Raw genomic sequence first — 13764 nt, 5'->3', positions numbered from 1 at the left:
GGGTTGGATTCGGTTCGGGGTATGCGGCAGGACGGGCGCGGCTCAGGCCGGGCCGCGCAGGGCGACAAAGGCCTGGTGCAGGCCCAGGCGCAGATCGACGATGCGCTCCAGATGGCCGCGCATGCGCTCCTCGTCCCAGGGCCGCACGCGGCTGCGTTCGAGGCGCGCCTGCTGCTGGGGCGTGAGGGGAATGCTTGCCGGTGCGGCAACTGCAGCGGCTGTGGCGGCAGCGGTGGCCGTGACTGCTGCCGCAGCTGCCGCAGGTTCGGTTTGCGGCTCGGGCTCAGGCTCGGGCTGCGCATCCAGCACCGAGGGCTTGCGCCACAGTTCGGCAAAGCGCTCCAGCGCGGTCACGTCCAGCATGCGCGCACAGGACAGCAGGGCCTGGTCGGCGCGGTAGCTGTGCCAGTTGCCCGTGATCTGCTTGCCGCCCACGGCCACGTGCAGTGCCTCGGTCAGCCGCGCCGACAGCGCTGGCGAGAGCAGTTCGGCGCCGCCCAGCGACTGGGACATGCCTTCGATGGCATCGATGAGCTTGTGCCTGTCGCGCTCGAACTGGGCAATCCAGCGGGACTCGCGTTCCTCGCGGGAAAGCCGGGCCATGAGGGCGGGCAGGAGGGCGTCGTGGCGCATGTCGCGGCCCATGGTCTGGGCGGCATCGATCCATTCCACGTCCAGCTGGTACTGCAGGGCCTGCACCCAGCCCTGGCGCAGCGAGGACTTCCAGTCGCTGCGCCGGCTCCACTCCATCACTTCCAGGGGCGTCAGGCCCAGGGCGCGGGTCCAGAAGGACACAGGCGTGAGCTGCACCATCTGCTCCAGCAGCCAGGCCTTCTTGCCGCCACGGTGGTAGGCGTCGGGCTTGAGCGTGATGCCGTCGCGCTCCCATTCCTTGAGGCCTTCTTCGGGAGGCTCCACGATCCACTGGCCCTTGTCGTCCTGCTGCAGCATGGACTGCATCCAGCCCATGACGCGCTGGCTGTGCGCGCTGTCCGGCAGGCACGAGAGCATTTGCGCGGCGTTCTCGCGGATCTCCTTGCTGCGGTCGGACAGCAGTTTTTCGAGCAGCGGCTCATCGTCCATGCCCAGCCCCACGGCCAGGGCCTGGACCAGGGGCAGGCGCTCCTTGGCGCCCAGCTCCTTCAGGCTGCCTTCCAGCCGCGTGCGGGCCTTGGCGGCATCGGTTGCGCGCTCGCTGCGCAGCAGGGCCACGCGCTGCTCCACCGAGCCCTCCTGCCAGACCAGTTCGGGGTCGGCGGTTTCCTCCACGCCGCTGGCATAGCCCCATTGCGGGTTGAGCGTGCCCAGCCAGCGTCCGCGCTCGCCCAGCACGGGGGCCAGCCACTGGCGCAGCTCCACGGACTGGCGGCCCTGCTCCAGCGCAGGCACCAGCAGGTCATGGGGCAGGCGCTGGCCGGCCTGGTCCAGGGTGCGCAGCATGGAGGCCTGCAGCTCGAACGGGCCGTCCTTGAGCACGTCGCCCATCAGGGTGTGCAGGCGCGCATCGGCAGGCGCAGTGCGCGACTCCGCAGGCGCTGCGGCCGGCACGGCCAGCGGTGCCGTCAGGCGCACCAGCGCGCCAGGCTGCCAGCCGGCCCGCTCGAACACGGCCGCCACGGCGCTGGCGCGCAGCAGTTGCTGGGCGGGCGAGTCACCGGCCACGTCAGTGCGGGGCTGCAGCGCGGCCTGCACGGCCTGCTGCGACCCGCTTGCGGACGGGTCCACGCCCGAAGCCAGCGCAGGCGGCACGGCCAGCCGGTCCGAGCCGACCATGGCCGATTGCTGCAGCGCAGCCCAAAGTTGTGCGTTGCTCATACCGGATCACCCTGGTTCTGCCAGATACATTGCTGGGCGGTTTCGCCCTCGCGGGCCTGCCAGGCACTCAGCAGCCGCCAGCGGCCCACGGCCGGGCCGGGTTCCCATTCGCCAAACAGCTGCATGGGCGCACCGCCGCTGAGCGCCAGCAGGCGCCAGGCCTCGGCATCGTCAATCGCCACGGGAACGGGCTGCACTGGCGCTGCCGTGCCAGGGGCGACCGGCGATGCATCCAGCGCCTGGGGCCAGGCCGCAAACCACTGGCCCTGGGCGGGCACCAGCCGCAGCCGGTCCTGGCACAGCGGCTGCGTGGCCTGCAGCGGGTTGGCAGCAATGCGCTGGCCCAGCAGTTGCAGGACGTCGCCCCCGGCCGAGTTGGCCAGCGGGCTGGCGCCATCGGCAGGCAGCGCAGGCCCGTTGCCATTGGCCGCAATGGCGCGCAGCGGCGCATGGCCCGGATAGAAATTCAGCGCGCAACCGTAGCGATGGCCCGGCACCCAGGCCGATTCAAAGCCGCGCCCGCCCTGCGCATAGTCCAGCACCAGGGCCATGCGCCCGGTGCGCTGGCCCTGCAGCCAGACGCGCCGCTCCATGAGCCGGCCTTCGCGCTCGATCATGCGCAGGCCGGCCACCAGCCATTCGTCCTCGACCAGCTGGCCCCTGGCCTGCACCTCGGCCTTGTCCATGGGCCAGCCCAGCGCGGCCATCACGTCGGCCTTGACCTCGGGGCTGAGCGATTCGCGGCGGCGCACGGCGTCGATGATCAACTGCCAGTGACCCAGCTGCACCAGCATGTCGCGCGGCCAGTCGCGGTGGCTGTCCACCAGATCCCTGCAATCCTTGATGCGCGCCGCCATGCCCGTGGCCTGCGCATCGACCATGCGCGCGGCCATGTTGTTCCAGCGCTGGCGCATCTGCGTGTCGCTGGCCTGGTTGGCCAGGCCCGCACGCACCATGTCCTGCATCCACAGCGACAGTTCCTGCAGGCCGGCTTCGACCTTGTCCCAGCGCTTGTCCTCGCGCCTGGCCTGCTGTTTGGCCGCGACCTCGGGATCGGGTGGCGGCTCGGCCGCTGCGGCGGCAGCCTTGGCCTCTTTCTTCTCGGCCTTTTCCTGGCGGCTGTCCAGCCAGGTCTGCACCCAGGCGGGCGGATCAACGCCTTCGGGGACTTGCCCGCCGGCACGCATCAGCATCAGCGCCAGCCCGTGCTTGCAGGGGAATTTGCGGCTGGGGCAAGAGCATTTGAAGGAAGGCCCCGACAGGTCCACCTGGGTCTGGTAGGGCTTGCTGCCGCTGCCCTGGCATTCACCCCAGACCGCCACATCATTGGCGCCCATGGAGGGCCATTTGGCGGGCGATTGCAGGCCCTTGGCGGCCTTGCTGGATGAGGCGTCCGGCGACAGCGCCAGCACTTCGCTCTCTGTTCCTAATACACGCGACACCGAAGCTCCCTCTCCAAGTGTTTGTCATCGCCGAGCGCATTGAATGAAACGGCACCGCCCGGCAAACCCGAAAGCCTATCAGCAATAGTTATCGGCAATTTGAAACAATTCACAACAACACCCAACCTCTCTCCCATGAATGGGAACCCCCCATGGCGTGCAGCCAGCTGCGCTATATCAGCGCGTGCATTGATGGCACCAAGCCATGCCAGTCTTCAGGCATTGCGAAAGACGCAGAAAACACGCATTCACCATTTCCTGCGATGCACATCGCCACCCATTGAAAGCAAGCACTCATTCCGCACCTGAAAACGGTTTCATTCCATTGCACTGGCAACCATTGCAATCCGCTGGCCATTGCGATAGCGCGACAGTGCGTTCGACCCGCAGCCAGGCAAGGCCGGACCAGACCCTGGCTGGGGGATGGGTTCTCAGAAAACCGGACGTGCCAGGCAAATATACTGTATATTTATACAGTCATGGAGCTGCAACGCAAACTTTTCATCCTCGCCGACGCCGCCAAGTACGACGCCAGCTGCGCCTCCAGCGGATCGCAGGGGCGCGACTCGCTGGACGGCAAGGGCATGGGCTCGGTCACCGGCATGGGCATCTGCCACAGCTATGCGCCCGACGGGCGCTGCATCTCGCTGCTCAAGATCCTGCTGACCAATGTCTGCATCTTCGACTGCCGCTACTGCATCAACCGCAAGAGCTCCAACGTGCAGCGCGCCCGATTCACGGTGGCCGAGGTGGTGCAGCTGACGCTGGACTTCTACCGGCGCAACTGCATCGAGGGGCTGTTCCTGTCCAGCGGCATCATCCGTTCCAGCGACTACACAATGGAGCAACTGGTGGAAGTGGCGCGCCGCCTGCGCGAGGAGCATGACTTTCGCGGCTACATCCACCTCAAGACCATCCCGGATGCCGCCCCCGAACTGCTGGCCCAGGCAGGCCGCCATGCCGACCGCCTGAGCATCAATGTGGAACTGCCCACGGCCAGCGGCCTGGCGCAGTTCGCGCCTGAAAAGGATGGACAGCGCATACGCCAGGCCATGCAGGGCGTGGACCGGCATGTGCAGGCCTGGCGCGCGGCCACGCGCGAGCAGCGCCAGGCGCAGTCCCTGCCCGGCGCGCCCGCGCAGCGCGCCGCCGTGCCGCGCTTTGCGCCGGGCGGGCAGAGCACGCAGATGATCGTGGGCGCCGACCGCGCAACCGATGCCGACATCCTCGAATCCAGCCATACGCTGTATGCGGGCTACGGCCTGCGCCGCGTGTACTACTCGGCCTTCAGCCCCATTCCCGATGCCTCGCGCGACCTGCCGCCGCAGGCACCGCCCCTCATGCGCGAGCACCGGCTCTACCAGGCCGACTGGCTGATGCGCTTTTACGGCTACGGGGCGGGCGAGATCGCGGCAGCCAGCCGCCACGGCATGCTGGACCTGGAGATCGACCCCAAGCTGGCCTGGGCACTGGCCAACCGACAGCAGTTCCCCGTGGACCTCAACCGTGCGCCGCGCAGCCTGCTGCTGCGCGTGCCGGGCCTGGGCACGCAGACGGTGGACCGCCTGCTGGCGGCGCGCCGCGTGCGCAGGCTGCGGCTGGACGATCTGCTGCGGCTGCGCGCCCCCGTGCAAAAGGCCCTGCCCTTCGTGCTGATCGACGGCCACCGGCCCCTGCTGGGCGAGACCGACTCGGCCGCGCTGCGCACCCGGCTGATCGCGCAGTCGCAGGCCAGCCAGGCCCAGGCACGGCACAGCGGCATGCGCGTGCAAAACGCGCTGCAGGCCAGCCTGTTCTAGCGCCTGGAGCACGCCATGCAAGAACAGGCTCTCACCATCGAACTCGACAGCCCCGACGACTGGCCCGGCTTTCGCGCAGCCTGCCGGGCGCTGCTGGCCCATGGCGCCGACCCCGCCCTGGTGCGCTGGCGGTGGCCCGACACGCGGGGTGCGCAGCAACTCGGCGCGGGGGTGGATCTGTTTTCCAGAGCGCCGGAGCAGGCCATGCCCGCCTCGGCACTCGCCGGGCTGGCCGGCCCCGGCGAGGCCGGGCTGTCCCTGTCTGACACCCAGATGTCCGCGCTGCGCCATGCCTGCATGCACCGCGCGGCGGGCCGCTTCGAGCTATGCCACCGCTGGCTGGCGCGCATGCAGGCCCGGCCCGAACTGAGGCTGGATGCGCTGGATGCGGACTGGCGCGCCATCGAGGCCCTGGCCCGCCCCGTCTCGCGCGAGATCCACAAGATGCACGCCTTTGTGCGCTTTCGGACGACGCAGCGGCAGAACCAGCCCGAGCTGCACATTGCCTGGTTCGAGCCCGAGCACCACATCGTGCGCGCGGCAGCGCCCTTCTTCTGCAAGCGCTTTGCCAACATGCACTGGGCCATCCTCACGCCGCAATGCAGCGCGCACTGGGACGGCCATGCGCTGCGCCTGGCGCCCGGTGCGCGCCGCAGCGATGCCCCGCCAGCCGACGCGGGCGAGGCCCTGTGGCTGACCTACTACGCCAGCACCTTCAACCCGGCGCGCCTGAAGGAGCAGGCCATGCTGCGCGAGATGCCGCGCCGCTACTGGCACAACCTGCCCGAGACGGTGCTGATCTCCACCCTGGTCCAGCAGGCCCGCGCGCGCACGGCGCAGATGCTGGCGCCGTAACGACAGCCGCCAAAAAGAAACAGAAACAGAAAAGGCCCCGAAGGGCCTTTGTCTGCTTTGCAGCGTTGCTCAGTGCATCAACCCAGCCACTTGCGGGCGTTGCGCCACACGCGCATCCAGGGGCTGAATTCCGACTTGTCGCCGTTGGTCCAGCTCATCTGCACGTTGCGGAACACGCGCTCGGGGTGGGGCATCATGGCCGTGAAGCGGCCGTCGGCCGTGGTCACTGCCGTCAGGCCGCCGGCCGATCCGTTGGGGTTGAACGGGTACTGCTCGGTGGCCTTGCCGTGGTTGTCCACATAGCGCATGGAGGCGATGGCCTTGTCCGCATTGCCGCGGAAGCGGAAGTTGGCAAAGCCTTCGCCGTGGGCCACGGCGATGGGCAGGCGGCTGCCGGCCATGCCCTGCAGGAACAGGCTGGGCGACTCCAGCACTTCCACCATGGACAGGCGCGCCTCGAAGCGATTGCTCTGGTTCTGCGTGAAACGCGGCCAGTCCTGGGCACCGGGAATGATGTCGGCCAGCTCGGCAAACATCTGGCAGCCGTTGCACACGCCCAGGCCGAAGGTGTCGCTGCGGCCGAAGAACTGCTGGAACTGCGCGGACAGGCTGTCGTTGAAGGTGATGGAGCGCGCCCAGCCGATGCCGGCGCCCAGAGTGTCGCCGTAGCTGAAGCCGCCGCAGGCCACCACGCCGGCGAAGTCCTGCAGCTGCGCGCGGCCGCTTTGCAGGTCGGTCATGTGCACGTCCACCGCGTCGAAGCCGGCCTCGGTGAAGGCGTAGGCCATTTCCACATGGGAGTTCACGCCCTGCTCGCGCAGCACGGCCACGCGGGGGCGCGCGCCCAGGTTCAGGAAGGGTGCGGCGGGGTTCTCGGCCGGGTCGAACGTCAGGTGCAGGTGCATGCCCGGGTCGGCAGGCTCGCCGGCTGCGGCGTGCTCGCTGTCGGCGCACGCCGGGTTGTCGCGCTGCTGGGCAATCTTCCAGCTGACGGCATCCCAGACCTGGTGCAGGTCGCTGAGCGAGGCGCCGAAGACGGACTTGGCATCGCGCCAGACCTGCAGTTCGCCCTTGCCCGCATCGACCTTGGACGAGACGGGGCGCGTCTTGCCGATGATGTGGCTGCAGGTGGACAGGCCATGCTCGCGCAGGGTCTGCAGCACGGCGGCGCGGTCGGCCGTGCGGATCTGCAGCACGGCGCCCAGCTCTTCGTTGAACAGCGCGCGCAGCGTCATGTCGTCGCGGCGGCCGCTGATCTGGGAGGCCCAGTTCTTGCCTTCACCCGAGTCCATGCGGCTGTCGCTGATGCCGTCGCCTTCGGTGACCAGCATGTCCACGTTGATGGCCACGCCCACATGGCCGGCAAAGGCCATCTCGGCCACTGTGGCCAGCAGGCCGCCGTCGCCCTTGTCGTGGTAGGCCAGGATCTGGCCCTTGGCGCGCAGGTCATTGACGGCATCGACCAGGGCGATCAGGTCCTTGGCGTCATCGAGGTCAGGCGTTTCATTGCCGGACTGGCCCAGCACCTGGCCCAGGATGGAGCCGCCCATGCGCATCTTGCCGCGGCCCAGGTCCACCAGGACCAGGGTGCTGTCGTCTTCCGAGGCGTCCAGCTGGGGCGTGAGCGTGCCGCGCACATCGTCGATGGAGGCGAAGCCCGTGATGATCAGGCTGACGGGCGAGGTCACCTTCTTGACCTGGCCGCCCTCGTTCCACTGGGTGCGCATGGACAGGCTGTCCTTGCCCACAGGGATCGAGATGTCCAGCTGCGGGCACAGCTCCATGCCCACGGCCTTGACGGTGGCGTAGAGCGCCGCGTCTTCGCCGGGCTCGCCGCAGGCCGCCATCCAGTTGGCCGACATCTTGACCTTGGACAGCTCGATGGGGGCGGCCAGCATGTTGGTGATGGCCTCGGCCACGGCCATGCGTCCCGACGCCGGGGCGTTGATGGAGGCCAGCGGCGTGCGCTCGCCCATGGCCATGGCCTCGCCCTTGAAGCCACGGTAGTCGGCCAGGGTCACGGCCACGTCGGCCACGGGCACCTGCCAGGGGCCGACCATCTGGTCGCGGTGCGTGAGACCGCCCACGGCGCGGTCGCCAATGGTGATCAGGAAGCGCTTGGAGGCCACGGTGGGGTGGGCCAGCACGTCGATCACGGCCTTTTCCAGGGGCACGCCGGTCAGGTCCATGGGCGGCAGCTCGCGCTGCACGGTGGCCACGTCGCGGTGCATCTTGGGCGGCTTGCCCAGCAGCACGTTCATGGGCATGTCCACGGGGAACTTCTGGTCGCCCGAGGCCACCGCCGTGTCCTCCAGCACCAGCTGGCGTTCTTCCGTGGCCGTGCCGATCACGGCGAACGGGCAGCGCTCACGCTCGCAGAAGGCCGTGAACTCGGCCAGCGATTCGGGAGCGATGGCCATCACATAGCGTTCCTGGCTTTCGTTGGACCAGATTTCCTTGGGCGCCAGGCCGGATTCCTCCAGGTTGACGGCGCGCAGGTCAAAGCGCGCGCCACGGCCCGCATCGTTGGTCAGCTCGGGGAAGGCATTGGACAGGCCGCCGGCACCCACGTCGTGGATGGCCAGGATGGGGTTCTTGTCGCCCTGGGCCCAGCAATGGTTGATGACTTCCTGGGCGCGGCGCTCGATCTCGGGATTGCCGCGCTGCACGGAGTCGAAGTCCAGCTCGGCCGCGTTCGTGCCGCTGGCCATGGAGCTGGCAGCGCCGCCGCCCATGCCGATGCGCATGCCGGGGCCGCCCAGCTGGATCAGCAGGGTGCCGGCGGGGAACTCGATCTTCTGAGTCAGCTCGGAGTCGATCACGCCCAGGCCGCCCGCGATCATGATGGGCTTGTGGTAGCCGCGCATCACGGCATCGGCACCCACGCCGACCTGCTGCTCGTACTCGCGGAAATAGCCGGTCAGGTTGGGACGGCCGAATTCGTTGTTGAAGGCCGCGCCACCGAGCGGGCCCTCGATCATGATCTGCAGCGGGCTGGCGATGTGCTCGGGCTTGCCCACTTCGCTGCCCCACAGCTTGGAAACCGTGAAGCCCGACAGGCCGGCCTTGGGCTTGGAGCCGCGGCCCGTGGCACCCTCGTCACGGATCTCGCCGCCCGCGCCGGTCGATGCGCCGGGGAAGGGGGAGATGGCCGTGGGGTGGTTGTGCGTCTCCACCTTCATCAGCACGTGGTTGACGGCCTGCTTCTTCTGGTAGCTGGGCGCCTTGATCTTGTCCAGGGCCGCCTCGAAGGTGGCGACGAAGCGCTCGACCTCATGGCCTTCCATGATGGAGGCGTTGTCCGAATAAGCCACCACCGTGTGCTGGGGCGAGACCTGGTGCGTGTTGCGGATCATGCCGAACAGGCTCTTGTCCTGGGCCTCGCCGTCGATGGTGAACTGGGCGTTGAAGATCTTGTGGCGGCAGTGCTCGCTGTTGGCCTGCGCGAACATCATCAGCTCCACGTCCGTGGGATTGCGCTTGAGGCCCTTGAAGGCATCGACCAGGTAGTCGATCTCGTCGTCGGCCAGGGCCAGGCCCCATTGGCGGTTGGCGGTCTCCAGCGCGGCGCGGCCGCCGCCCAGCACATCGACGAACTCCATGGGAGCGGCGTCCAGGGCGGAGAACAGTTGCTCGGCCTCGGCGCGCGTGGCGAAGACCGACTCGGTCATGCGGTCGTGCAGCAAGGCGGCGATCCGTGCAGTCTGCTCGGCCGAAAGCTCAGGCGCGCTGCCCAGCACATTGCTCAGCAGACCGGTCTTGAAGGCGATGCGGTATTCGGTGATGCGCTCCACGCGGAACACGCCCAGGCCGCAGTTGCGGGCAATGTCCGTGGCCTTGGAGGCCCAGGGGGAGATCGTTCCCAGGCGCGGCGTGACCACCAGGGCAGCACCGTCGGCCGGGCCTTCATAGGGGTCTCCATAGGTCAAGAGCGCCTGGAGGCGCTCTTGCAATGCGGGCGTGGGTGCGGCGTCCGTGGCCACCAGGTGCACGAAGCGCGCGGCAATGCCGGTGATTTTGGGATGGATGGAGACCAGTTCGGTCAGGAGCTGCTGGGCGCGGAACGAGCTGAGAGCGTTTCCACCCTCCAACTGTGTCAGATGCAAGGTCACGTGGCGGCCTGTTGGGTGAGGAGGCTTGTGAAAAGCGCCCTGCGGCCCCGCCCTCCGGGGGCTGGCTGCAAGGCGCTGAATCGGTGAGGCCGCTATTTTACCGGGCTGAGCCGTCCCGATGGCGACAGCCGCCCCTTACCCCTGCACGCCCGAAGGCGCAATGGGATAATTGCGGGCATGAGCATCACCATCAAGAGCGCTGAAGACATCGCAGCCATGCGCGTGGCCTGCCGCCTGGCTTCGGAAGTGCTGGACTACATCACCCCCCACATCAAGCCCGGCATCACCACGGCCGAGATCGACCGCCTGGGCGCCGAATGCATGGCGCAGCAGGGCACGGTCTCCGCCACCATCGGCTACCAGCCGCCCGGCTACCCTCCCTACCCCGGACACCTGTGCACCTCGGTCAACCATGTGGTCTGCCACGGCATTCCCAATGACAAGCCGCTCAAGAAGGGCGACATCGTCAATGTGGACGTCACGGTCATCACCAAGGACGGCTGGTACGGCGACAACAGCCGCATGTTCATGATCGGAGAGTGCTCCATCGCGGCCAAGCGCCTGTCGGCACTGACCTTCGACGCCATGTGGCTGGGCATCCAGCAGGTCAGGCCCGGTGCCACGCTGGGCGACATCGGCAACGCCATCCAGACCTTTGCCGAAGGCCACGGCCTGTCGGTGGTGCGCGAGTTCTGCGGCCACGGCATCGGCCAGAAGTTCCACGAAGAGCCCCAGATCCTGCACTATGGCCGCCCCGGAACGGGCACCGTGCTGGAAGAAGGCATGGTCTTCACCGTCGAGCCCATGCTCAACCTGGGCAAGCGCGAGATCAAGGAACTGGGCAAGGACGGCTGGACCATCGTGACCAAGGACCACAGCCTCTCGGCCCAGTGGGAACACACCCTGGTGGTGACCAGGACCGGCTACGAAGTCATGACCCTGTCGGCCGGCTCGCCCGCGCTGCCCCCCTTCGTTACCACCACGAGCTGCTGAGGCTCGGCATGTTTCTTGCGTGATGCGCAGGCAAAATGGCATGGCGTCCGGGGCACCCGCTCCCGGCGCCTTCCCTGCCCTCGCCGCGCATGAAACAGACCACTGACCACACTCCTTCCCACGCTGCGCCCTCTGCCCCGGACTCGCTGGAGCAGTTGCGCGTGCAGTACGCCCGGGATCGCGGGCGCTGGATAGGCTCGCTGCTGGCGCCCACCATGGGCCGGCGCGGCGTGCGCCTGGTGCTGCAGCACCTGAGCGATCTGGCCGACACGCTGCTGCGCGCGCTGTGGCATCGCGCCGGCATGCCGCCCGAGGCCTGCCTGGCCGCCGTGGGCGGCTTCGGGCGCGCCCAGCTGTTTCCCTATTCCGACATCGACGTGCTGGTGCTGCTGCCAGCCGCTGGCACGGCAGATGCCGAGCTGGCCTCGCGCATCGAGAAATTCATCGGCAGTTGCTGGGACGCGGGCCTGGAGATCGGCTCCAGCGTGCGCACGCTGGCCGAATGCCTGGAGGAATCCGAGCGCGACCTGACGGTGCAGACCGCCCTGCTGGAATCACGCCGCATCTGCGGCAGCGAGCCGCTGTTCGCCGAGTTCCAGACGCGCTACCAGGCCCAGATGAATGCGCACGCCTTTCTGTCCGGCAAGCTGCTGGAAATGCGCCAGCGCCACAACAAGTACGAGAGCACGCCCTACTCGCTGGAGCCCAACTGCAAGGAATCGCCCGGCGGCCTGCGCGATCTGCACACCATGATCTGGCTGGCCCGTGCCGCAGGCCTGGGCAGCAGCTGGCAGGCCCTGGCCGGCAAGGGGCTGATCACCGATTTCGAGCGCCGGCAGCTCGAGGACAACGAAGCCCTGCTGAGCCTGATACGCGCACGCCTGCACGCGGTGGCGGGCCGGCATGAGGACCGCCTGGTCTTCGACCAGCAGACCGCCGTGGCCGAGGCCTTTGGCTACCGCTCCACCTCGGCCGAGGGGCGCAAGCTGGCCATGCGTGCCAGCGAGACGCTGATGCGCCACTACTACTGGGCGGCCAAGGCCGTGACCCAGCTGTGCCAGATCCTGCGGCTGAACATCGAGGAGCGGCTGAACCCGCGCCCCACGCCGCGCATCCGGCTGAACTCGCGCTTCTACGAGAAGGCCGGCACCATCGAGGTGGCCAGTGACGATCTCTACGAGCGCGAGCCGCACGCCATCCTCGAAACCTTTCTGATGTACGAGACCCATGTGGGCCTCACCGACCTGTCGGCGCGCACGCTGCGCGCGCTGTACGGCGCGCGTGACCTGATGGACGCGGCCTTCCGGCGCGACCCGGTCAACCGCGCCACCTTCATGAAGATCCTGCAGCAGCCCAGCGGCATCACGCACGCCATGCGGCTGATGAACCAGACCTCGGTGCTGGGGCGCTACCTGTGGCCCTTCCGGCGCATCGTGGGCCAGATGCAGCATGACCTGTTCCACGTCTACACGGTGGACCAGCACATCCTCATGGTGCTGCGCAATGTGCGGCGCTTTTTCATGGCCGAGCATGCGCATGAGTACCCGTTCTGCTCGCAGCTGGCCAGCGGCTGGGACAAGCCCTGGCTGCTGTACGTGGCCGCGCTGTTCCACGACATCGGCAAGGGCCGCGGCGGCGACCACTCCATCATCGGCGCCGTGGAGGCCAAGCGTTTTTGCCGCGCCCACGGCATTGCGCGCGCCGACGCCGAGCTGATCGAATTCCTCGTGCGCGAGCACCTGACCATGAGCCAGGTCGCACAAAAGCAGGATCTGTCGGACCCCGAGGTGATCCAGGCCTTTGCCGAGCGCGTGGGCAACGAACGCAACCTCACGGCCCTGTACCTGCTGACCGTGGCCGACATCCGCGGCACCAGCCCCAAGGTCTGGAGCGCCTGGAAGGGCAAGCTGCTGGAGGACACCTATCGCCTGACCTTGCGCGTCATGGGCGGACGCGCGCCCGATGCAGCCGCCGAAATCGAGGCCCGCCGCCGCGAGGCCCTGGTGCAGCTGGCACTGACAGCCCAGCCCTTCGAATCGCACAAGAAGCTCTGGGACACGCTGGGCGTGGACTATTTCATGCGCCACGAGGCGGCCGACATCGCCTGGCACACGCGCCACCTGTCGCGCCATGTGGGCACCACCCGCCCCGTGGTGCGCGCGCGCCGCTCCCTGGCCGGCGAGGGGCTGCAGGTGCTGGTCTACGCGCCTGACCAGCCCGATCTGTTCGCGCGCATCTGCGGCTACTTCGACCGGGCGGCCTTCTCCATTCTGGATGCGCGCGTGCACACGGCCCACAACAGCTATGCGCTGGACACCTTCCAGGTGGTCGCGCCCGCCATGCAGGAGCAGTACCGCGAGCTGATGCACATGGTCGAAAACGACCTGGTCGCCGCGCTGATGCAGGGCGGGCCGCTGCGCGAGCCATCCCCCCGCCGCCTGTCGCGCCGCGTCAAAAGCTTCCCCTTTGCGCCGCGCGTCACGCTGCAGCCCGACGAGAAAGCCCAGCACTGGCTGCTGTCCATCTCGGCCACGGACCGCGCCGGCCTGCTCTACACCGTGGCGCGCATCCTGGCCCAGCACCACCTGAGCGTGCAATTGGCCAAGGTCAGCACGCTGGGCGAGCGCGTGGAAGACAGCTTTCTGATCGAGGGCGCCGAACTGCAGAACAACCAGCGCCAGCTGCTCATAGAAACCGAGCTGCTGCAGGCCCTGGCGGTCTGAGCTTGCGGCAAAAAAAGGCCCGCCC

At 68.2% G+C, this 13764-nt stretch carries 7 protein-coding genes; 4 read left to right on the top strand and 3 right to left on the bottom strand.

The features are described from left to right. Window positions 1-42 precede the first annotated feature (42 nt). A complete protein-coding gene (locus DELCS14_RS10050) occupies window positions 43-1815 on the bottom strand; it encodes a DUF5691 domain-containing protein (protein ID WP_013801519.1) in 1773 nt (590 codons plus the stop codon). Further along, entirely contained in the window at window positions 1812-3257 is a 1446-nt protein-coding gene (locus tag DELCS14_RS10045) for an SWIM zinc finger family protein (protein ID WP_013801518.1), read from the bottom strand. Before DELCS14_RS10045 ends, DELCS14_RS10050 begins: the two co-directional genes overlap by 4 nt. 479 nt (window positions 3258-3736) lie before the next feature. Here DELCS14_RS10045 and DELCS14_RS10040 point away from each other — a divergent pair, with 479 nt between their 5' ends. Then, a complete protein-coding gene (locus tag DELCS14_RS10040) occupies window positions 3737-5056 on the top strand; it encodes a putative DNA modification/repair radical SAM protein (RefSeq protein WP_013801517.1) in 1320 nt (439 codons plus the stop codon). 15 nt (window positions 5057-5071) lie between these two features. Further along, window positions 5072-5911, top strand: a complete 840-nt coding sequence (locus tag DELCS14_RS10035; RefSeq protein ID WP_013801516.1) for a TIGR03915 family putative DNA repair protein — start codon at window positions 5072-5074, stop codon at window positions 5909-5911. Between the two features lie 77 nt (window positions 5912-5988). Here the strand turns inward: DELCS14_RS10035 and purL are convergent, their stop codons facing one another. Further along, window positions 5989-10023: a phosphoribosylformylglycinamidine synthase gene (purL, locus tag DELCS14_RS10030; RefSeq protein WP_013801515.1), complete on the bottom strand. Its 4035-nt coding sequence runs from the start codon at window positions 10021-10023 to the stop codon at window positions 5989-5991. Window positions 10024-10200: 177 nt separating this feature from the next. On the opposite strand from purL, the gene map reads away from it, so the two are divergent. Both map and DELCS14_RS10020 read left to right on the top strand, forming a co-directional pair. After that, window positions 10201-11016, top strand: coding sequence for a type I methionyl aminopeptidase (gene map, locus DELCS14_RS10025; protein ID WP_012206651.1), 816 nt, complete (start codon window positions 10201-10203; stop codon window positions 11014-11016). Between the two features lie 89 nt (window positions 11017-11105). Then, entirely contained in the window at window positions 11106-13739 is a 2634-nt protein-coding gene (locus tag DELCS14_RS10020) for a [protein-PII] uridylyltransferase (protein WP_013801514.1), read from the top strand. Window positions 13740-13764: the final 25 nt, after the last annotated feature.

The sequence above is a fragment of the Delftia sp. Cs1-4 genome (genome assembly GCF_000214395.1).
Taxonomy (GTDB): Bacteria; Pseudomonadota; Gammaproteobacteria; order Burkholderiales; family Burkholderiaceae_C; genus Comamonas; species Comamonas acidovorans.
Note: the sequence above shows the minus strand (reverse complement) of the source record. Positions and strands in the feature narration are given on the sequence as shown.

Excerpts from the sequence above, each read along its gene's own strand:
- DELCS14_RS10050 (WP_013801519.1), bottom strand. The coding sequence starts at position 1,815 with ATGAGCAACGCACAACTTTGGGCTGCGCTGCAGCAATCGGCCATGGTC.
- DELCS14_RS10020 (WP_013801514.1), top strand. The coding sequence starts at position 11,106 with ATGAAACAGACCACTGACCACACTCCTTCCCACGCTGCGCCCTCTGCC.
- map (WP_012206651.1), top strand. The coding sequence starts at position 10,201 with ATGAGCATCACCATCAAGAGCGCTGAAGACATCGCAGCCATGCGCGTG.
- DELCS14_RS10040 (WP_013801517.1), top strand. The coding sequence starts at position 3,737 with ATGGAGCTGCAACGCAAACTTTTCATCCTCGCCGACGCCGCCAAGTAC.
- DELCS14_RS10035 (WP_013801516.1), top strand. The coding sequence starts at position 5,072 with ATGCAAGAACAGGCTCTCACCATCGAACTCGACAGCCCCGACGACTGG.